The sequence below is a fragment of the Dietzia sp. NPDC055877 genome (assembly GCF_053615975.1).
The window spans coordinates 117140-137693 of record NZ_JBSHCV010000005.1 but is presented as its reverse complement, the minus strand read 5'-3'; the positions used below and the strand labels follow the sequence as shown (position 1 = coordinate 137693).

Here is a 20554-nt window from a genome sequence, read left to right as displayed (position 1 = left end):
AGATCATGGCGATCAGCGAGACAGTTGAGGTGGAGAGCAAGTTCGAGGTCGGGGCGGACGATCCGGCCCCCTCGGCCGAGGCCTTCGCGCCGCTGGCCGCGGACGATCCGGTGGAGCATCAACTGTCGGCCACCTACTACGACACGGCAGACCTGTCGCTGACCCGCCACAAGGTGACGCTGCGGCGCCGCACCGGTGGCGACGACGCGGGCTGGCACCTCAAGCTGCCCGGCCGCGATGGCCGGCTCGAACTGCAGGCCCCGCTCGGGGACGAGGTCCCGACCGAGTTCGTCGACGCCGTCGCCGGGCTGGTGCGCCGGCGGGAACTGTCGCCCATCGCCCGGATCGACAACCAGCGCCGGGTCACCCTCCTGCGCGACGCCGACGGGACGGCGGTCGTGGAGTTCTGTGACGATCGGGTGACCACCGAGTCGTTCGTGGCCGGCGGCTCCGCATCCGGATGGCGGGAGTGGGAGGCCGAACTCGTCGACCCGTCCCTGCCCCACGCCGGGGAGGCTCTGGCCGCGGTCGCCGCGGCATGCATTTCCGCGGGGGCGCAGGCCTCGTCGTCGTCGTCGAAACTCGCCCGCGCCGTGGGCCCGGTCCCCGAGGCGTGGGACCGCGGCGTCTCCCCCGTCCGCGACGCGCTCGGCGAGGACCTCCGGCAACTCCTCGACCACGACCCGGCCGCGCGGCGCGTCACCATGACCGGCGTTCACCAGATGCGCGTCGCCGTGCGCGGGTTGCGCAGCACCATCGGCTCGTACGCCACCGAGCTCGATGCCGAGACCGCCGGAAGCGATGTGGACCTGGCCGCGCTGCTCGAGGAGCTGAAGGTGCTCGCCGCCGTGCTGGGCAAGGTGCGCGACATCCAGGTGGTCGACCAACGGCTCGGGACGATCGCCGCCGAGTACCCCGAGGATGTCGTGACGCTGCAGACGCGTCAGCGGCTCCGGTCCGAGTTCGACGCCGAGGAGAAACGGGCGGGCGAGCGCGTCATCGCGGCACTGCTCTCCGACAGGTACCTGGACCTGCTCGACGCCCTCCACGAACTCATGCGTGTGGCCGGCACCGAACCCGGACCCGGCCAGCCCGGCGATGACCGCTTCCCGGCCGAGGCGGACAAGAGGCAGCGACGCGAGGCCGAGGAGATGGTCCTGCGCGGTGTCGACCGGCAGTTCGCGAAGTTCTCGAAATCCCGCACCCAGACCGAGCGCGACCTGGCCTCGCTCGACCTCAGTCTGGCGCAGCGGGAAGAACTGACCCACGTGGTGCGCAAGCGCGCCAAGGCGCTACGGCGCAACGTCGGCTCGCTACCGGACAGGGACGGATTGAACGTAGCGCCGCTGCGGACCGCGTGCCAGCGGCTTCATACCGTACTGGGCGAGGTCCAGGACAGCGTGACCGCGCGCCGGTGGATCCGTCGCATCGCGCGGCGGGCCGAGGCGGCCGGCGAGTCGACCTTCGGGTTCGGCGTGCTCTTCGAGCACGAGCGCGGATTCTCCGAGCGCACCCTCGCCGGGTTCGAGAACGACGCGGCCACGGTTACCGCCGCCTACCGCGAACTGTCAGAATCGCGGCGTGCGACCCGACGCAAGAGGAGCAAGGGCGGCAAGAGGTCGCGGAAGAAGGGCTGAGCCGGGCCCGTCACTCGTCCTCGTCCTGCGCGTCCCACGCCTCGTTGCGGGCCTTGGCTTTGGCCAACGCGGCCTCGGCCTCACCGCGGCTGGCGTACGGGCCCATCCTGTTCTCCCAGCCGCTGGTCTTTCCCTGCACGGCCTCGCCCGAGGCGAGGTCGTAGTACCACTGGTCGTCGGCCACGGCCGGTCTCCTTCGCTCGGTCCCACGGTGTGGCCCCACCCTATCGAGCCGCCCGGTGCGCCGCTGGGAACCCGGCGTCAGCACAGTGGGCGAACTCAAAGCCCGCTGCTCATTCGTCCCACCGGTAACATTCCCACCATTTGGGAAACAAGCACTATTCTCTCACTTTTGCCCTCGCGGCCTCTCTGACGTGCGAACTCGACACCTGACACCTCGACTGGACACCGGAAAAAACCGGATTGCGGTTGAGCTCGTTATTTCGCTGCGGTTACGTGGCCCTCAGCTGCGGCATGTGAGCAGCACCACCATCTCGCGGTCGTCAGATCGGCGGCCGAGAAAGCAGAAGGGGGACGCATGAAGAACGTCATCCGATCCGTCGGAGTAGCCTCTGTCGCCGTCGCATTCGGTGCCGGGGCGGCACTTTCCGCACCGATAGCCGGGGCCCAGTCATCGCTACCCGGCGGCTCACTCGGTGGCTCGCTCGGCGACGCCTGTGGCACGGAGGTCGTGACCCCGGAGACCCTCGAGGCATCCGGGTGGTTCACCCCGACCGATGAGACCGACGCGAAGATCGATGCCGTCGACGGCGCGCCCGAGTCGGTCGGCGCGGCCGCGCTGACCCTGCCCACCGACGCAGCTCAGGGCTCGTCACTGTACAAGAACGCCGAACGGGCACCGCTCGCCGACCTCCTCCGGGACGGAGAGAACCTCACCCCGCTGAGCTACGAGTACACCGCCGATGGTCAGGCCCCGGCACTACAGATCCGTCTCAACAAGGCGAGCCTCGCCGATTCAGAGACCGGCGCGGGCAGCGACATCGGGTTCGCCACCATCGTGTGGAGCCCGCCCACCGCCGACGGCTGGAGCAACGCTGTTCCCGGTGATAGCGATCAGTTCTTCGTGACCCGGGCACTGGAAGGCGAGGGCGGCCAGGACGTCCCCCGCGGCACGATGATGACGCTCGATGAGATCATCGACCTCAACCCTGACGCGGTGGTCACCGAGTACGGCGTGCAGAAGACCCGCGACAACACGGCTGATGACGTGGCGATCGACAACTTCACGCTCGGCTGCGAGACCACGAACTTCGAGCTTGAGGCCGAGGACACCGGCAGCCTCGGCGATGCGTTCGGCAGCCTCGAGGACATGCTGCCCTCGTAACACGCACTGCGTCGTCAACTCGACAATGACCGCCGTGGGCGGAGTCCATCCGGACTCCGCCCACGGTGTGTTGAACGAGCCGGCCTGTAAGCCGGATCCTGTGCCCTCCACGAGGGAGGGCGACGACCATCCATCTGGGTACACCGTCGCCGGGTACCTCGAGCGGTCCACCCGCGGACTCGGGCGAGCAGCCCTTTCGTGCATCGCTGCACGTCATCCGCGCAACCGCACCACCAGTGGTGCGGTCTTTGACCTTGCTCCGAGCGGGGTTTACCTAGCCACCCCGGTCACCCGGGGTGCTGGTGCGCTCTTACCGCACCGTTTCACCCTTACCGCGCCAACGGCGCGGCGGTCTGTTTTCTGTGGCACTGATCCCGCGGGTCACCCCGGGTTGCCGTTAGCAACCGCCCTGCTCTGTGGAGTCCGGACTTTCCTCGGGAGGCGGGCCTGTCGCCGACCGGCGATGGTCCCCGTCCCGCGGCCGTCCGGCCGGCTCGTTCGCCAGACAGTCTAAACTCTCGCGGCTCTGGACCTTCAGTCGAGATGCGAGGTGTCGTTGACCAGGTGTACCGAGGTCGGCCCGTCAGAGTAGAAGCGCACGTCCGAGACGGACGCCAGGTCCAGATGCAGACGGAACAGCAGATCGTCGCCGGCGTTCAGCCCCGCCCGGATCGCGAGCTTGATGGGCGTGACGTGGCTGACCACCGCGACGACCCCACCGGGGCGCTCGTCGACGATCCGGCGCAGCCCCCGCTCGACACGTTCGCGGACAACGGCGAAGCTCTCCCCGCCCGGGGGCGCGACGGTGGTGTCGCCGAGCCACTGCGAGTGCACGTCGGGGTCCTGTTCGGCGGCCTCGCGGAAGGTCAGCCCCTCCCAGGCACCGAAATCGGTTTCGATCAGGTCGTCGTCGACGAGCAGCGGGACACCTGCCGCCTGGGCCGTGCGCTCGGCCGTGGCCAGGCACCGGCGCAGCGGCGAGGACACCACGGCCGCCAGGTGCGGCTGCGCCGCCAGGCGTGCGGCAGTGCGCTCGGCCTGGGCGACGCCGAGCTCGGTGAGTCCCGGGTCACCCTGACCGGAGTAGCGTCGGTCCACCGACAGCGGCGTCTGACCGTGCCGCGCGAGCAGGATGTGGGTGGGCCTGCCGACGGCCCCGGTCCAGCCCGGGCCGCCGCTCACGAGTTCGCGGTGCGGACCACGATCACGCCGCACTCGGGACAGTTCAGGACCTCGTCGGCCGCGGCGGAGCGGAACGCCGAGATCGTGCTGCGGTCCAGGTCCATGGCACACGCCGAGCAGCGGTTGCCGTTGAGGATCGCGGCGCCAACGCCTGCGGAATCCGCACTACGGCTGTAAAGCTCCAGCAGGTCGGCGGGCACGTCCTCGGCCTCGCGCGCCCGCTCCGCGATCGTCGCGGTGACGGAGTCCTCGAGCTCGGCCAGAGCGGTGTCGCGGACGGTGATGGCCATTCCGATCTGCGCATCCAGGTCGGTGACTACTGCTCCGGAATGCCGTACATCGGCCTCGACCGCCTCATGGCGTTCGCCGAGCTCGGCCAGCTCCTCCTGCAGAGTCGCCTCGCGGCGGGCCAGCGACCGGAGCTCGTACTCGAGTTCCGTGCTCTGTCGTTCGGAGATGCCGCCGGCAGCAAGCATCTTCGAGTCGTTGGCGCGGCGCTTACGAACAGCGTCGAGGTCCGAGCGCAGCTTGGCGATCGCCCGGTCGAGATCCTCGACGTGGATCCCGGCGCGCGCCGCCGACTCCACTCCCGCCCGCCGCTGCGCCTGAAGATCATCGAGAGCCGCCTGCTCCGGCAGCGCATCGCGCCGGTGCGTGAGCCCGGCCAGTCGCAGGTCGAGGTCGGCGAGGTCGACGAGTCGACGCTGGAGGTGGGGATCGGCCTTCATGGGGCCCAAGACTACCGCCGCCCGCCGCCGTCTCCCCCCGCGGAGACCGTCCACGGGTCGGTACGTCGGTCACACACCGTCGCCACGACCCCGGCCCGCTCCTCGAGCAGCGCGGCGGCCTGGGCGCACCACGGGAACTCGAGCGCCCAGTGGGCGGCGTCGACGAGCATCGGCCCGCCCTCGCGGAGGTGCTCGTCGACCACGTGGTGCCGCAGGTCGCCGGTCAGATACACGTCCGCACCGACCGACCGGGCCAGACCCAGCAGCGAGTCGCCGGACCCGCCACACAGTGCCACGCGGCGGATCCGTGCCTCCGGGTCACCGGCCGCGCGGACCCCCCACGAGGTGGACGGCAGCCTGCCCGCCACCAGCCGGGTGAACTCCGCCAGCGTCATGGAAGCGTCCAACTCGCACACCCGACCGAGGCCTGCGTCCTCTGCGCTCGGCGCGGGTCCGGCATGGTTGACCAGCACGTCCATGGCAGGAACCTCGTACGGGTGGCCATCGATGACGGCCCGTCGCACCACCGACCGCAGCTCCGGCGGGGCGACGAACTCCACCCGGAGCTCGGCCACCTCCTCGGCCTCACCCACCGCGCCGATCGTGGGATCGGTGCCGTCGCCGGGTCGGAACCGCCCCGTCCCGGCAACCGAGAAGGAACACTCCGTGTAACCACTCATCCGCCCCGCCCCGGCGGCGAACACCGACTGCATCAGCGTGTCGACGTCGCCCTCGGGCACCGTCACGACCCACCGGTCGACCGTTCCGTCACCGCTCGGTGCCAGCGGCCGGCCGGGGGTCAGCCCCAGTACCTCTGCGAGGGCGTCGTTGACACCCGGCCGGGCCGAGTCGGCGTTGGTGTGCGCCGAGAACAGGGCGCACCCACCTGCGATGAGCCGGTGCAGCAACCGCCCCTTGGGAGTATCGGCGGCGACCGAGTGCACACCCTTCATCAGCGGCGGGTGATGGACCAGCAGCAGGTCGGCGTCCTCGGCGAGCGCGTGATCGACGACCTCGTCCGTGGCGTCCACGGCCACCACGACCCGCCTCACCGGCGCCGAGCGATCCCCCGCCACCAGCCCGACCCGATCCCACGACTCGGCGAGTCGGGGCGGGTAGGCCTCCTCGAGAATCGCTATGACCTCGCCGAGGGTCGGGGCCCCGGGGGTCGCCGGCTCGGTTGCTGCAGATCCGGTGGTCACTGTGATTCCCCTATCCGTCCCGCGTCCGCCGCACGCGGACGACACCGCCCACCATCGTGCCCCGCCGCCCCCGCGACTGTCCGCGGCACCGGTGAAGGATGAGGGGGTGGGGGCGATGTTGTCGTCGTCGCTTCTCCCCGTCCCCCGGGCCACTCACCCACGCCACCCGCTCCCCCGGCCGGCCCGGCCCCGCGCCGGCGATCTCTGGGAGGATGGCGGCATGTCCGACCGACCGATCCTGCTCGTCGACCTCGACGGCACCATCACCGACTCCCTCGACGGCATCTCCCGCTCCCTCCAGCACGCCCTCGATGCCGTGGGCGGCCGCTGGGACTCCTCGCGCGACATCCGCTCCATCGCCGGGCCGCCCATGACGGAGACCCTCGCCTCACTCGGTCTGGCCGGCGCCGACCTGGACCGCGCGCTGGCCGCCTACCGCGAGCGCTACGACGAGGTGGGCTGGCAGGAGAACGCCGTGTTCACCGGCATGGACACCCTCCTGAACCGACTCGCCGTGGACGGCTACCGGATGGCCGTGGCGACCAGCAAGGACCAGGACGCCGCGCGGCGGATCCTCGCCCACTTCGACCTGGCCGCGCCGTTCGAGTTCATCGGCGGCGCCGACCTGTCCGTGGGCAGGCTGGCCAAGGCCGACGTGATCGCTCATTCCCTCGATGCGCTCGGGGTCGCGGCCGTGCCCGCTGCCGACGGCGGGACCCGGGGCGCGCTGATGATCGGCGACCGGGAGCACGACGTCGAGGGCGCGGCCCTGTACGGCATCGACACCGCGCTGGTGCGGTGGGGCTACGGGCGGCCTGAGGAGTGGAACGACGCGCGGTGGTCCGCGATCGACACGGCCGACCTGGAGGCGATCATCCGTGAGCAGTGATCGCGTGCGAGTGGTGTTCGTGTGCACCGGCAACATCTGCCGCTCCCCCATGGCCGAGTCCATGGCGCGGCAGGCGTTCGCCGACGCCGGGATCGGCGACCAGGTGGTCGTGTCGAGTGTGGGGACCGGCGGGTGGCACGTCGGTGACGGCATGGACCCGCGGGCGGCCGCCGAGCTCGAGGCGCACGGGTTCGGCAGCGTGCATGCCGCGGCCAAGCTCTCCGGCGCTGATCACGACGCCGACCTGGTGGTGGCACTCGACAGCGGCCACCGCGACCACCTGCTCGCCGAGGACGTGGCCGCCGAGCGGATCCGTCTGCTGCGCTCGTACGATCCGAGCGCCGACGGCACCGACGTCGCCGACCCCTACTACGGCGACCACAGCGGTTTCACCCGCACCCGCCTCCAGATCGCGGCCGCGCTGCCCGGCCTCGTCAGCGAGGTGCGTGGCCTGCTCGGGTAGCCCCGCCGGTCCGACGGATACCCTGGAGGCATGCGGAATCTGCGGCGTTTCCTGACCCCCGGCTGGGTTCTGGGTGTGTTGGCCGTGATCGTGTTCGCCTGGGCGTGCTTCGCGATCCTCGCCCCGTGGCAGCTCGGCAAGAGCGGCGACCTCGACGCGCGCAACGCGCGGCTCGCCGAGTCCGTGGAGGCGGCACCGGCGCCGTTGGCCGAGGTGGTCTCGAGCCCCGGGGACTACGCCGAGCGCGAGTGGCGTCTGGTCACCGTCGCCGGGCGGTGGCAACCGGAGGCGGAGGCGCTGCTGCGGCTGCGCTCGGTCGACGGCGAGCCCGTCTACCAGGTCCTCACCGCGTTCGCCGCCGATGACGGCCGGGAGTTCCTGGTCAACCGCGGCTACATTCCGGTCGGCGAGAACAACACCGTGCCGGAATACGAGGCCGCCCCCGGCGGGAACCTGGAGATCACCGCCCGGCTGCGCGCCGCGGAGGACGGGCAGGCCGAGCCGGTGACCGTGGACGGGCTCCCCGCGGTGCGGATCGTCGACCCCGTGGTCCTCGGTGAGACCCTCGGCCAGCCGGTGGAGACCGTCGGCTACCTGCAGTTGTCCGGCGGCCAGCCCGGCGCGCTCAACCCGGCGCCGATTCCGTCGATCGAGGCCGGCCCCTACCTCTCGTACGGCCTGCAGTGGCTCGCCTTCGGCATCCTCGCGCCCGCGGCGCTCGGCTACTTCGCGTGGTCCGAGGTCAAGGCCCGGCGTCGCGACGCCGAGGAGGCCGCGGTGTCCGACGTCGAGGCGCGAGACGCCGGTGGTGGCGAACCCCGCGATGATTCCGACGACGACACAGTCACCGGCGACACCCCCACCCGCGCGCGTGCCGGGACCGGTACCCCCGGCTCCGGCGCTGACGGGGCCGGCGCTGACGAGGCCGGCGCCGATCCGACCACCAACGTGGCGATAGCCCGGGAGCGGGCGATGCGGGCCCGCTACGGCCAGCGCGACGACGCGGAGAAGCGCCGGGCGCACCGACGCGCGGACCGCCTACGCTCCTGATATCCGGCCGCGCGATTCACCTGAACTCCCCCGCCGTCGCCGTCCATGGGGTGAGATCGCTGATATGACTCGACTGTTGCGCGCCCTGGGCGCCGCGACCTCGCTCGGCATGGCCCTGGCCGGACTGACGTCGTGCACCGCCGCCGACCGTGCCGTCACGACCGCGGATCAGTGCTCGGACTCCTCGGCCGCCCCCACCCCGGACCGGCACGAGCCCGGGCAGGCGATCCTGATGGCACCCGCCGTGCGCAGCTCACTTCCCGTCGGACCCGTTCGGGGCTGGGAGCAGGTCGTCTCCGTCGCCGACGGGCGCACCACCCTTGCGGCCGTGCACACGGACGGCACGGTCTCGGTCGTCGGCGTCGACTACCAGGGATCGCTCGCCGGCACCGGCGGCGGCGCCGGCGAAACCCTCGCCCCGCGGGTCGTGCCCGGGATCTCCGACGCGGTCTCGGTGGCCGCCGTGGGTTCGAGCTTCCTCGTCACGCACCGCGACGGCACGGTGACGGGATGGGGTGATCCCCTGATCGCCGACGGCGGACAACGCGATGACGAGCTCGACGGCATGGCGCCCACCCGGGTCGGCAAGGTCGAGGACATCGTCCACATCGCCGACGGCAGTCTCAACGTCCTCGCGCTGCGCGCCGACGGACGCGTCACCGGGTGGGGCACCAATCTGGTCCGGAGTCTGGGGGAACCGAACGGAACCCGCGTCCGCGACATCAAGGACGTCTCCGGAGCGGTCAGCATCGCCAACCCCGGGGACGTCGCCGTGATCGCCACCGGCGCCGGCGAGGTGTGCGCGTGGGGCAACAACCAGAACGGTCTGCTCGGCGTAGAGCCGCGAGGCGGTGAAACCGCGAGGCCGGTGCGGGTGGGCGACCTCGAGGGTGTGTCACACGTGGCCGGCGGCATCAATTATGCGCTGGCCCTGGATACGGAAGGCCGGGTCTGGGCCTGGGGGCGCACGGTGTCAGGTGTCCTCGGCGACGGGAGCACCGAGAACACCGCGATAGCCACCCCGCGCGAGGTCCCCGGTCTGCCCCCGCTCACGCGGATATTCGCCGCTGACTCCGCCTCGTACGGGCTCGACGACGACGGCGGCCTGTGGGCGTGGGGAGGCAGCCGCCGGGAGGGACCGTACGAGAACACCGATCGTCTTCCCTACCTGCTCCCGCTCCCCGGGCCGGCCCAGGAGGTCTCGGGCAACGTCGTGCTGCTGGGACCCTCGTCCTGACCGGGATCCGACTCGGGGTCACCACATGATCCCCGCTCAGGCGAGCCGGAAGTCGCCACCCTCGTCGACGGCGAGACCGCGGGAGACCAGGTCTTCGAGGTGTTTGACGCACACCTCCCGCTCCATGTGGTCGGCGAACAACGGCCGGGGGCCGGGCCGGTAGAGGACACCCTCGCCCACCATCTCGTCGGCCCGCGACCTCCCCGCCCCGAGCAACTCGACTACCCGGGCTTCCCGGGCATCCATCATCGACGCGTATTTCGCGAGCGCGTCCCGGTACTCGGCTCGGTCGGAGAACGGACCCTTGTGGTGGAACGTCGCGTAGCAACGGGCCTCAACCTGCGCACAGATCTCCACGGTGCGACGCATGTCGCCCAGGCTCGCACTTCGATCGCTGTAGAGGGGGCCGAACGCGGACAGGTCGACGTCCGCGAGGAAGAGAACCCCGTCGGGCTCGATGAGAAAGCCACAGTGCCCCGCCGTGTGGCCGGGCATGGGGATCACCGTCGCCGTCACCCCACCACCGAGGTCGAAGACCTCGTCATCGGTGTAGGTCGAGACGCCAGGGATCGGGGCCCAGTCGAAGGCGTCCCGCATCTCCGCCTCCCAGGCACCCCGGGCGAACCCCATCTCGTCGACGAACGCCTCCCAGTCCCTGACTGGGCCTGCGTCCTTCTCGTGGACCACGACCGGGCCCGTGCGGCGACCGGCGCCCACGACATGATCCTCGTGGAAGTGGCTGAGCAGCAGCAGGTCGGCCGCGGTGGGGTCCAGATGGGTGGCCGAGTCGAGCAGGATTACACTCTCGCCCGCCCGGATCTGCAGCGGGTTGCCGTCGGGGTAACGACCCCCCTGCGGTCCGACGAGCTGGTCGACATTCGGTCCCAGTGGGCGTCGCCGGGCATTCATGGGCGCTACCTCCGCTCACGAGGGGACGCACGGAGTGCATCTTCCGTGGTGCGCGCGGAGGGAATCGAACCCCCGACCGCTGGTGTGTAAAACCAGAGCTCTAACCGCTGAGCTACGCGCGCGTGGCCCGGTGCGTCGAGCGCACCGGTGCAGGTGAGACTAACGCACTCGCCTCGCGGACCGACTGCCGCCCCGCCCCCGGTTCGCCGGGGGCGGCGCTCACATTCGGCTCGGGCGAGAACGCGTTACCTACCCGGGAAGGACTACTTCCGGGGAGCGCTGTTCTTCCGGAGGGTGAGTCGGCTACCGGCCCAGTCGCCGAGGGCGGCCGTCCGGGTCTGCAGCATCCCCGCGGTCTGCGCCGATTCCGCGATGACCGCCGGCTCGACATGCCCGTCCAGCCCCGTCTTGGGGGTGAGGACCCACACGGATCCGTCGTCTGTCAGAGGAGTCACCGCATCCATCAGCCGATCGACGAGGTCGCCGTCACCGTCGCGCCACCAGAGCAGCACAGCGTCGACCACCTCATCGGTGTCTTCCTCCAGCAACTCTGATCCGACGGCGTCCTCGACAGCCTCGCTGATCGACTCGTCACAATCGGAATCCCATCCGACCTCCTGAACGAGCATGCCCTCCGCCAGTTCGAGCTGACCAGAAACCTGGTCCGCTTCGCCCTGCTGGTTCGCCGCGGCGACCACCGTGGTGTTCCTCCCTCTAATCCGGGTTGATGTTTCGGTTCTTCGCTGACTAGGAACAGTACCCGCGCACGGGCGCAGGCGAAACGACTACCGCCGATTTAACGGGTCCGGCACCGCCCACGTGTCGCCCGTCACGCTTTGGGGCACAATCGGGATCGTGGCCCGACTAACGGTCCATACCGGGCTCGCCGCCCTCCCGCCCACACCCGCGGCACACGCGGCGGCCCGGAAGCTGCACCACGACATGGGTGATGGCCCCACCTGGCCATCACGGTTTGAATCGCAGAAGTGAGGACGAGAGATATGACGCCCAGAGCAGGCTCCAAGGACGGTTCCGCACCCACCAATGTGCCGGTCCTCCGCGAGGGGGTCGCCTCGTACCTCAACGACTCCGACCCGGAGGAGACCCAGGAGTGGATGGACTCGCTCGACGGTCTCCTGGCCGAGGCCGGCCCCGAGCGTGCCCGCTACCTGATGCTCCGTCTGCTCGAGCGCGCGTCGAAGCAGCGTGTGCCGCTTCCCGCGCTCACCTCGACCGACTATGTCAACACGATCCCCACCAGTCTCGAACCGAACTTCCCCGGTGACGAGTCCGTGGAGCGCACCTACCGCCGCTGGATCCGCTGGAACGCCGCGATCATGGTGCACCGCGCCCAGCGCCCGGGCATCGGGGTCGGCGGCCACATCTCGACCTACGCCGGCGCCGCCCCGCTGTACGAGGTGGGTTACAACCATTTCTTCCGCGGCAAGGACCACCCCGGCGGCGGCGACCACATCTACTTCCAGGGCCACGCCTCTCCCGGCATGTACGCACGCGCCTACCTCGAGGGCCGGCTGCGTGAGCACGACCTGGACGGGTTCCGACAGGAGAAGAGCCACCCCGGACGGTCGCTGCCCTCTTACCCGCACCCCCGCTGCCTCCCCGAGTTCTGGGAGTTCCCCACGGTCTCGATGGGACTGGGTCCGCTCAACGCGATCTTCCAGGCGCGGTTCAACCGGTACCTGCACAACCGCGGGATCGCGGACACCTCTGAGCAGCACGTCTGGGCGTTCCTCGGCGACGGCGAGATGGACGAGGTCGAGTCGCGGGGCGCCCTCCAGGTCGCGGCGAACGACGGCCTGGACAACCTCACGTTCGTGATCAACTGCAACCTCCAGCGACTCGACGGGCCGGTGCGCGGAAACGGCCAGATCCTCCAGGAACTGGAGTCGTACTTCAGCGGTGCGGGCTGGAACGTCATCAAGGTCGTCTGGGGCCGCGAGTGGGACAAGCTGTTCGAGAAGGACACCGAGGGTGCACTGGTATCCCTGATGAACTCCGTCTCGGACGGCGACTACCAGACGTTCCGCGCCAATGACGGCGCCTGGATCCGCGAGCACTTCTTCGGCCGGGACCCCCGCACCGCGAAACTCGTCGAGGACATGACCGACGACGAGATCTGGGATCTCCGCCGCGGCGGCCACGACTACCGCAAGATCCACGCCGCGTACAAGGCCGCCCTGGAGCACACCGGACAGCCGACGGTGATCCTCGCGCACACCATCAAGGGTTTCGGCCTCGGCCAGAACTTCGAGGGCCGCAACGCGACCCACCAGATGAAGAAACTGACCCTGGACGACCTGAAGCTGTTCCGCGACACCCAGCGGATCCCCATCACCGATGAGGAACTCGAGGCGGATCCGACGCAGCCCCCGTACTACAACCCGGGCCCGAACTCCCCCGAGATCCGCTACATGCTCGAGCGGCGGTCAGCGCTCGGCGGCCACGTCCCGGAGCGTCGGCAGACGTTCACCCCGCTGTCCGTCCCGGGAATCGACTCCATGCCCTCGCTCCGCAAGGGCTCGGGTAAGCAGTCCGTGGCCACCACGATGGCGCTGGTGCGCACGGTCAAGGAACTCATGCGCGACGAGGACCTGAAGGACCGCTTCGTGCCGATCATCCCCGACGAGGCCCGGACCTTCGGGATGGACTCCTGGTTCCCGACGCTGAAGATCTACAACCCGCACGGGCAGAACTACACCTCGGTCGACCACGACCTCATGCTCAGCTACAAGGAGGCCAAGGACGGCCAGATCATGCATGAGGGGATCAGCGAGGCCGGTTCGGTGGCGGAGTTCACCGCCGCCGGCACCGCGTACGCCACCCACGGCGAGCCGATGATCCCGCTGTACATCTTCTATTCGATGTTCGGCTTCCAGCGCACCGGCGACGGCATCTGGGCCGCCTCCGACCAGCTGGCCCGGGGTTTCCTGTTGGGCGCCACCGCCGGCCGCACGACGCTCACCGGTGAGGGTCTGCAGCACATGGACGGCCACTCCCCGCTCCTGGCCGCCACCAACCCGGGGATCATCTCCTACGACCCGGCGTGGGGCTACGAGGTCGCGCACATCATCCGCGCCGGCATCGAGCGGATGTACGGCCCCGGGGCCTCGCATGAGACCGAGACCGACGGGATCGACCGCAACGTCTCGTACTACATCACGCTGTACAACGAGCCCGTCCCCCAGCCGGCCGAGCCCGAGGACCTGGACGCCGACGCGCTGCTCCGCGGCCTCTACCGGTTCCGCAAGGCCGAGAGCGGGACCCACAAGGCCTCGATCCTCGCCTCGGGTGTGGCCATGTACGCGGCCGTCGAGGCGCAGAAGATCCTCGCCGAGACGTGGGACGTCGCAGCGGACCTGTGGTCGGCGACATCCTGGAACGAGCTCGCCAGGGACGGCTTCGAGTGCGAGCGGCACGAGCTGCGTCACCCCGATCAGCAGCCGCGCGTCCCGTTCGTGACGGCCGCGCTGGCCGACGCGAAGGGCCCGAAGGTCGCGGTGACCGACTTCCAGAAGGCTGTGCCGGACCAGATCCGCGCCTGGGTGCCCGGCGACTTCACCGTGCTGGGCTGCGACGGTTTCGGCTTCTCCGACACCCGGCCCGCCGCCCGTCGGTTCTTCAACACCGACACCGAGTCGATCATCGTGGCCGTGCTCGCGGGCCTGGTCCGCGAGGGCAGCATCGAGAAGCGCACCCTGCTGGAGGCGGCCCGCCAATATCAGATCGACGACGTGATGGCGGCTCCGGAGTCGACGACGGACCCCGGAGTGGCGTGACCGATACGACCGACCCCGAGCCCGGGGCACAGGAGAAGCAGTCGATCCGGCGGCGGTCCGCCACGCCGCCGGATCAACGGCCTGTGTCGGACGCGCTCCTCAAGCGCATCACCCGGTACTCGGGGACGTTGTCGACCGAGGCCGTCCGCGCCCTCGAGGTGGAACTGCCGTTCTTCGCGGAACTGTCAGCCGATCAACGCGCGGAGATCCAGCTCATCATCCAGAGTGCGGTGCGAGACTTCGTGACCTGGATGCGCAACCCGCAGGCGCAACACACGGACACCATCGCGGGATTCAAGCTGCTTCCCAAGGGACTCGGGCAGGGACTGACCCTGCAGCAGACCGTTCAGCTGGTCCGTTCCACCCTCGAGTACTTCGAGCTGGTGATGCCCCGAATCACCCACAACGAACGGCAACGCGGACTCATGATCGCCGCCGTCCTCAAGTTCGGTCGCGAACTGGGATTCACCGCGGCCTCCGTGTACGCGGCCGCGGCTGAGAACCGCGGCGCGTGGGACACCCGCATGGAGGCGATGATCGTCGACGCGGTCGTCCGTGGTGACCGCTACGCCGATCTCACCTCGGGGGCCTCCGCCCTCAACTGGGATCCGACCACGGCCGCCACCGTGATCATCGGTTCCCCCCGTGACGACCTCGGCCTGGCCTCGGTCACCGCGGTGCATCGGGCGGCCGTCGCTTCCGGCCGCCACGCCCTGGCGGTGGTGCAGGGGGCGCGGCTCGTCGTCATCCTCTCCGGAGAGATCGAGTCGACCGTAACCATCCCCCCGGCGGTTCTCGGCGCCTTCTCCCCCGAGGCCCCCGTCGTCCACGGGCACACGGTGGGGTCGCTCGTGGAGGCGCCGGACAGCGCAGCCGAAGCACTGTCCGGCGCAGCGGCCGTGAGCGGATGGCCGGGTGCACCCCGGCCCGTGGCCGCGATGGACCTCCTCCCCGAGCGTGTCCTCGGCGGAGATCGCAGCGCGGCCTCCATGCTCGTCGAGCGCGTCGTCGCACCGCTCCGCGGTGCGGATTCCTCGGTCGAGGACACCCTGCGGGCCTATCTCGACTCCGGCGGACACGTCGAGAAGTGCGCTCGGGAGTTGTATGTCCATCCCAATACCGTGCGCTACCGCTTGAAAAGAGTGAGCCAGATCACCGCCTTCGACCCCCTTAACGCCAGGGATGCTTTTGTCCTCCGAATCGCCCTGGTTCTGGGGAAGTTCGACGATCGCGGATCTCAGGAGAGCTAAATAATCACTCTCGTCCCAAGGTGTAACGAAACGGACTCTCCGATAGATGGGCCAGCCACCAACTCGCGTTTTGTGGGAACTCCACAAAATCTCGTTTCCGTTTCTGGCTTGCAGAACATCAGTGGAACCGACCCCGGCCGTGTTGTCTGATACCCGTGCTTTGCCTTACTGCCCCCGGACAAGGGTCCCAGAAGGCCGGGATGCTCGCGCCCTGGCTCGAGCTACCCGGTGCCCAAAGCCGTATCGATGAGTGGACCGCCGCCAGCGGACTCGACCTCGAGCGGCTGGGAACCACTGCGACCCTTCAGGACATCACCGACACCGCGGTGACCCAGCCACTGGTCGTGGCCTCCGCGCTGCTCGGCGCGGCCGAGCTCCGTCGTCGCGGTCAGATCCCCGCCGACACCATCGTGGCGGGACATTCGATCGGCGAGGTCGCGGCGCTCGCGATCGCCGGGGTCATCTCCGAGTCCGACGCCCTGCGGCTCGCCTCCGTGCGGGGCCATGCCATGTCCCAGGCGTGCGCTGATCGCCCCACCGGGATGATCGCCGTGCTCGGCGGCGTCGAGGCCGATGTGCTGCTCGCGCTCGAGAACGCCGGTCTGACGCCCGCCAACCGCAACGGGGCGGGCCAGATCGTCGCCGCCGGGCCACTGGAGGCGTGCGACGCCCTGGAACAGAACCCGCCGAGCCGTGCGCGGCTGCGTCGACTCGAGGTCGCCGGCGCGTTCCACACCCAGTTCATGGCCTCGGCGGTCGACGGGGTCGGCGAGCTCGCCGCCTCGATCCGGGTGAGCGATCCCGAGCTGACGTTGCTGTCGAACGCGGACGGCATGGCCGTCACCTCCGGCCGTGAGGCGCTCGATCGCGTGATCTCCCAGATCACCAGCCCCGTCCGCTGGGACCTGTGCACCCAGACGATGCTCAAGCGCGGCGTCGACACCTTCGTCGAGCTCCCGCCGTCCGGTGCGCTCGTCGGGCTCGCCAAGCGGATGATGCGCGATGTCCCCCGCTACGGGCTCAACACCCCCGAGGATCTCGAGCAGACGCTCGACTCGGTTCCCGCGCTCAGCGGCACCTAGACCACACCCATCCACCCGCGAGATCCGGCGCCCGCCGGAGATCGCCTACTGCCGTTCGTCATGCCCGCCGGGCACGGCGTAACCCAACCGAAAGGACACCACATGGCACGCACCGAGGCCGAGATCGTCTCAGGACTGGCGGAGATCGTCGAGGAGGTCACCGGAATCGAGCCTTCCGAGGTGACCCCGGAGAAGTCCTTCGTCGATGATCTCGACATCGATTCGCTCTCCATGGTGGAGATCGCCGTGCAGACCGAGGATCGCTACGGGGTAGAGATCCCCGACGAGGACCTCGCGAAGTTGCGTACCGTGCAGGATGCGGTCGATTACATCAAGAAGATCGACCAGGCCTGATATCCCGCCTCGCATGACGGGCGGGGACGCGCTCATGGGCCGAAAGGTGCGGTCGGTGCACCACGTCGAGCCCGCGTCCCCTCCCGTCACCGCGGGGCACTCCATATCAACGACAACCCGCCCAGCGCGGGAGACCGGGTACGAGAACCGGATCGGGACGGGGGTCCCGATCCCGGCGCTCACCCACCAGCCAGTCCGGGGGTCCGTTAACGGCGCACTCTCCCTCACCGGGACATGCGCCAGGGAAAGGACTGCACTCATGACCATCACCAGCACTGTGGACCAGAACACCCAGATCGATCCGCGCGACCCCGTCGTCCGGCTCGAGAACCTCTTCGATCCCGCCTCTCTGGAGTTCATCACGGAGCCCGACGCCTCGGGTGCGCTCGCCGCACGCGGGCGCATCGACGGCATCGCCACCGTCGCGTACGCCACTGACGCGACCGTCATGGGCGGCGCCATGGGTCTCGACGGCTGCCGCCATATCGTCAAGGCGATCGACGTCGCCATCGACGAGGAGCTGCCCGTCATCGGCGTGTGGCATTCGGGCGGTGCCCGTCTCGCCGAGGGCGTCGAGGCGCTGCACGCCGTCGGCACCGTATTCGAGGCGATGGTCCGCGCATCGGGCCGCGTGCCGCAGATCTCCGTCGTGCTCGGCCCCGCCGCCGGCGGCGCCGCCTACGGCCCTGCGCTGACGGACGTCGTGATCATGGCCCCGGAGGGGAAGGTCTTCGTGACCGGACCCGCCGTGGTCCGCGACGTCACCGGCGAGCAGGTCGACATGGAGGGCCTGGGCGGCCAGGACGTGCACCACCGCAAGTCGGGTGTGTGCCATATCGCCGCGGATGACGAGCGTGACGCCCTGCACCGGGCTCGCCGCCTCGTGAACCTGCTGTCGGCGCAGGGCGAATTCGACCAGCGTGCTCTCGAGTCCGACCACACGGATCTCGCCGGGCTGCTGCCCGAGTCGCCCAAGCGCGCCTACGACGTGCGGCCACTGGTCCACGGCATCCTCGACTCCTCCGAGCTCGACGGCAACACGACGTTCGAGGAACTCCAGGCCAAGTGGGCCCCCAGCATCGTGGTGGGCTTCGGCCGGATCGCCGGCCGCTCGGTCGGCGTGATCGCCAACAACCCGCTCCGGCTGGGCGGCTGCCTGAACTCCGAGTCGGCCGAGAAGGCCTCCCGGTTTGTTCGCCTCTGCAACGCCTTCGGCGTCCCCCTCGTCGTGATCGTGGACGTGCCCGGCTACCTGCCGGGCGTCTCACAGGAGTGGGAGGGCGTCGTCCGTCGCGGCGCCAAACTCCTCCACGCGTTCGCCGAGGCCTCTGTCGCCCGGGTCACCCTGGTCACCCGCAAGATCTACGGCGGCGCCTACATCGCGATGAACTCCCGCGCTCTCGGCGCCTCGGCCGTGTTCGCCTGGCCGGACGCCGAGGTCGCCGTGATGGGAGCCAAGGCCGCAGTGGGGATCCTGCACAAGCGCACCCTGGCCGCCGCGCCCGAGGAGGAGCGCGAGGAACTCCACGAGCGTCTGGCGGAGGAGCACGCGGCGATCGCGGGCGGTGTGGGCCGTGCCATGTCGATCGGCGTGGTGGACGAGGTCATCGAGCCCACCGACACCCGTCGTCGTCTGGCCGAGGCACTGGGCTCCGCGTCGCACACCCGCGGCCAGCACAAGAACATCCCGCTGTGATCTGACCTGCCCTCCGGCCGGTTCCCGGAACACGAGAACGCCCGCTCCCCGATCGTCGGGAGCGGGCGTTCTCGTGGTGGACGCGGGAGCGTACGGCGTCAGCCGACGCGCGAGAGCCAGGTGACCTCGGCGGCGGCGGGATGGCCACGCAGAGGCTCCAGCGCACGATCCCAGGCGGAGCCCAGCTCGGCCTCGACCGCGGCATAGAACGCCGCGGGACCGGCGGCCATGAGGTGCCGGAGCCTGTTTTCTCCGAGCACGACGTCGCCGCTCGCGCCTGTCTGCCCGCGCCACATGCCCAACTCGGGCGTGTGCGAGAAGCGTTCGCCGTCGACGAGGTCGCTCGGGTCCTCGGTGACCTCGAAGGCCAACATGGACCACTTTGCCAACGCGTCAGCGAGGCGCGCGCCGGTGCCGACCGGGCCGATCCAGTCCACGATGGCCTTACGGGCACCGGGCTGGGCCGGCTGGTCTTCCCAGCGCATGGCCGACGACGCGTCGAGAATGCTCGCGAGAGCCCACTCGACGTGAGGACACAACGCGGTCGGCGCGGCATGGATGAACACCACGCCGGTCGTCGTATCCGCGAAATGGTTAAGGTCAGACATCACTTCACTCCCGACTCACTGAGGGACGTCTTCCCCAACGACCTCATGAAATCGTGTGAATGATGTTGCGTGTGTTGTTGTTGTTCACCACTGTGCCCCAAGTGATCGACTTACACCAGTGACACTTCTGGATTCTCAGCAAAGTTACAGCACCGTGATTCCGGTGATCCGACCACGCCGCGGTGTGTCGCGAACTCTCCACCAGAAACCGTGCGACGCCCGCGAGTCGCGTCAGATGCCCCGGCGCTTCAGCCCCGGAGCGCGTCCGTCTGACTCGCCCGCGCAGTGGCGGCGTCCACAACGCGATCGGACAACTCGGGCCACAGCGGCTTGGCCCAGTCCCCGAAGTCCCGGTCGGTGAGCACGACCAGCGCCGTGTCGATCTCCGGCTGGACCCACAGCAGCGTCCCGGACTGACCGAAGTGACCGAACGTCGCCGGCGAGTTGTGCTGCCCGGTCCAGTGCGGATGCTTGGCGCCGCGCAGCTCGAAGCCCAGCCCCCATTCGCACGGCTTGTGCATGCCGTACCCGGGCACGAGCCCGTCGAGTCCGCGAAACTGCTCACTCACCGCCTCCTCGAGGGTCGCTGCCGCGAGCAGCCGGGGCGCAACGAGCTCACGCGCGAACGCCACGAGATCGGCCAGACTGCCCGACGCGCCGTGCCCGGCCGAGCCCTCGAGGACCGTGGAGGTCATGCCGAGCGGCTGGCACACGGCCTCGTCCAGATACTCCGGAAACGCGATGCCCGTGGCCTCCGCGATGTGGTCGGCGAGCACCTCGAAACCCGCGGAGGAGTAGATGCGTCGCTCCCCCGGCGCGGTGCGGACCTTGTCGCGGTCGGCGAAGTCCAGGCCCGAGGCGTGGGCGAGCAGGTGCCGCACGGTCGAGCCCTCCGGCCCGGCCGGGTCGTCCAGGGAGATGGCCTCTTCCTCGACGGCGAGGAGCGCCGCGAGGGCCACGATCGGTTTGGTCACCGACGCCAGCCGGTACACGCGGGACCGGTCGCCGTGGGTCGTCACCGCACCGTCGGGGCCGACGACCGCCGCCGAGACGTTGTCCACCGGCCAGTCCTCGACGGTGGCGAGCGCCTTCTCGAACAGGTCGTGCGACATCGGTTCCTCCGTG

Annotated in this window: 18 protein-coding genes, 1 tRNA gene, 1 other RNA gene and 1 pseudogene; 11 read left to right on the top strand and 10 right to left on the bottom strand. The window is 69.8% G+C overall.

Features of this window, described 5'->3' with window-relative positions:
* Positions 1 to 5 precede the first annotated feature (5 nt).
* Positions 6 to 1637, top strand: coding sequence for a CYTH and CHAD domain-containing protein (locus ACWGLC_RS08300; RefSeq protein ID WP_452099436.1), 1632 nt, complete (start codon positions 6 to 8; stop codon positions 1635 to 1637).
* A 10-nt stretch (positions 1638 to 1647) separates the two neighbouring features.
* Here the strand turns inward: ACWGLC_RS08300 and ACWGLC_RS08295 are convergent, their stop codons facing one another.
* Positions 1648 to 1821, bottom strand: coding sequence for an SPOR domain-containing protein (locus ACWGLC_RS08295; protein ID WP_452099435.1), 174 nt, complete (start codon positions 1819 to 1821; stop codon positions 1648 to 1650).
* Positions 1822 to 2175: 354 nt separating this feature from the next.
* On the opposite strand from ACWGLC_RS08295, the gene ACWGLC_RS08290 reads away from it, so the two are divergent.
* Positions 2176 to 2982: a hypothetical protein gene (locus ACWGLC_RS08290; protein WP_452099434.1), complete on the top strand. Its 807-nt coding sequence runs from the start codon at positions 2176 to 2178 to the stop codon at positions 2980 to 2982.
* A 71-nt stretch (positions 2983 to 3053) separates the two neighbouring features.
* Here ACWGLC_RS08290 and rnpB read toward each other — a convergent pair.
* The 4 genes and pseudogenes from rnpB to ACWGLC_RS08270 all read right to left on the bottom strand — a co-directional run bounded on the left by rnpB (position 3054) and on the right by ACWGLC_RS08270 (position 6094).
* An RNA gene (gene rnpB / locus ACWGLC_RS08285) (RNase P RNA component class A) lies at positions 3054 to 3479 on the bottom strand.
* 37 nt (positions 3480 to 3516) lie between these two features.
* Positions 3517 to 4152: pseudogene (locus ACWGLC_RS08280) on the bottom strand (histidine phosphatase family protein); the annotation flags it as partial.
* Positions 4153 to 4160: 8 nt separating this feature from the next.
* Complete coding sequence (locus ACWGLC_RS08275) at positions 4161 to 4892, bottom strand: zinc ribbon domain-containing protein (RefSeq protein ID WP_452099433.1); 732 nt, start codon at positions 4890 to 4892, stop codon at positions 4161 to 4163.
* An 11-nt stretch (positions 4893 to 4903) separates the two neighbouring features.
* Positions 4904 to 6094 carry a Nif3-like dinuclear metal center hexameric protein gene (locus tag ACWGLC_RS08270; RefSeq protein ID WP_452099432.1) on the bottom strand — a complete coding sequence of 397 codons (1191 nt, stop codon included), beginning with the start codon at positions 6092 to 6094 and terminating at the stop codon, positions 4904 to 4906.
* Between the two features lie 220 nt (positions 6095 to 6314).
* Between ACWGLC_RS08270 and ACWGLC_RS08265 the strand changes: the two genes are divergently transcribed.
* From ACWGLC_RS08265 to ACWGLC_RS08250, 4 genes are all read left to right on the top strand, one after another.
* Positions 6315 to 6983, top strand: a complete 669-nt coding sequence (locus ACWGLC_RS08265) for an HAD hydrolase-like protein (protein ID WP_452099431.1) — start codon at positions 6315 to 6317, stop codon at positions 6981 to 6983.
* Positions 6973 to 7446, top strand: coding sequence for a low molecular weight protein-tyrosine-phosphatase (locus tag ACWGLC_RS08260; RefSeq protein ID WP_452099430.1), 474 nt, complete (start codon positions 6973 to 6975; stop codon positions 7444 to 7446). Before ACWGLC_RS08265 ends, ACWGLC_RS08260 begins: the two co-directional genes overlap by 11 nt.
* 30 nt (positions 7447 to 7476) lie before the next feature.
* A complete protein-coding gene (locus ACWGLC_RS08255) occupies positions 7477 to 8496 on the top strand; it encodes an SURF1 family cytochrome oxidase biogenesis protein (RefSeq protein ID WP_452099429.1) in 1020 nt (339 codons plus the stop codon).
* A 64-nt stretch (positions 8497 to 8560) separates the two neighbouring features.
* A complete protein-coding gene (locus tag ACWGLC_RS08250; protein ID WP_452099428.1) occupies positions 8561 to 9733 on the top strand; it encodes an RCC1 domain-containing protein in 1173 nt (390 codons plus the stop codon).
* A gap of 36 nt (positions 9734 to 9769) precedes the next feature.
* On the opposite strand, the gene ACWGLC_RS08245 is transcribed toward ACWGLC_RS08250, so the two are convergent.
* The 3 genes from ACWGLC_RS08245 to ACWGLC_RS08235 all read right to left on the bottom strand — a co-directional run bounded on the left by ACWGLC_RS08245 (position 9770) and on the right by ACWGLC_RS08235 (position 11340).
* Positions 9770 to 10642, bottom strand: a complete 873-nt coding sequence (locus ACWGLC_RS08245) for an MBL fold metallo-hydrolase (protein WP_452099427.1) — start codon at positions 10640 to 10642, stop codon at positions 9770 to 9772.
* A gap of 46 nt (positions 10643 to 10688) precedes the next feature.
* Positions 10689 to 10764: transfer RNA gene (locus ACWGLC_RS08240), tRNA-Val, on the bottom strand.
* A 141-nt stretch (positions 10765 to 10905) separates the two neighbouring features.
* The gene (locus ACWGLC_RS08235; protein ID WP_452099426.1) at positions 10906 to 11340 is read right to left on the bottom strand and encodes a DUF3052 domain-containing protein; all 435 of its coding nucleotides are present in this window, start codon (positions 11338 to 11340) and stop codon (positions 10906 to 10908) included.
* 303 nt (positions 11341 to 11643) lie between these two features.
* On the opposite strand from ACWGLC_RS08235, the gene aceE reads away from it, so the two are divergent.
* From aceE to ACWGLC_RS08210, 5 genes are all read left to right on the top strand, one after another.
* Positions 11644 to 14439, top strand: coding sequence for a pyruvate dehydrogenase (acetyl-transferring), homodimeric type (gene aceE, locus ACWGLC_RS08230; protein WP_452099425.1), 2796 nt, complete (start codon positions 11644 to 11646; stop codon positions 14437 to 14439).
* A complete protein-coding gene (locus tag ACWGLC_RS08225; RefSeq protein ID WP_452099424.1) occupies positions 14436 to 15689 on the top strand; it encodes a PucR family transcriptional regulator in 1254 nt (417 codons plus the stop codon). The genes aceE and ACWGLC_RS08225 overlap by 4 nt, the downstream gene beginning before the upstream one ends.
* 155 nt (positions 15690 to 15844) lie before the next feature.
* Entirely contained in the window at positions 15845 to 16771 is a 927-nt protein-coding gene (locus ACWGLC_RS08220) for an ACP S-malonyltransferase (RefSeq protein WP_452099423.1), read from the top strand.
* Between the two features lie 102 nt (positions 16772 to 16873).
* Positions 16874 to 17125 carry a meromycolate extension acyl carrier protein AcpM gene (gene acpM, locus ACWGLC_RS08215; RefSeq protein WP_230929524.1) on the top strand — a complete coding sequence of 84 codons (252 nt, stop codon included), beginning with the start codon at positions 16874 to 16876 and terminating at the stop codon, positions 17123 to 17125.
* 259 nt (positions 17126 to 17384) lie between these two features.
* Positions 17385 to 18821 carry an acyl-CoA carboxylase subunit beta gene (locus ACWGLC_RS08210; protein WP_452099422.1) on the top strand — a complete coding sequence of 479 codons (1437 nt, stop codon included), beginning with the start codon at positions 17385 to 17387 and terminating at the stop codon, positions 18819 to 18821.
* A 98-nt stretch (positions 18822 to 18919) separates the two neighbouring features.
* Here the strand turns inward: ACWGLC_RS08210 and ACWGLC_RS08205 are convergent, their stop codons facing one another.
* Together ACWGLC_RS08205 and ACWGLC_RS08200 are read right to left on the bottom strand one after the other, a co-directional pair.
* Positions 18920 to 19429 carry a DUF3145 family protein gene (locus ACWGLC_RS08205; RefSeq protein ID WP_452099421.1) on the bottom strand — a complete coding sequence of 170 codons (510 nt, stop codon included), beginning with the start codon at positions 19427 to 19429 and terminating at the stop codon, positions 18920 to 18922.
* Positions 19430 to 19677: 248 nt separating this feature from the next.
* Entirely contained in the window at positions 19678 to 20541 is an 864-nt protein-coding gene (locus ACWGLC_RS08200) for a serine hydrolase domain-containing protein (protein WP_452099420.1), read from the bottom strand.
* Between the last annotated feature and the right edge of the window lie 13 nt (positions 20542 to 20554).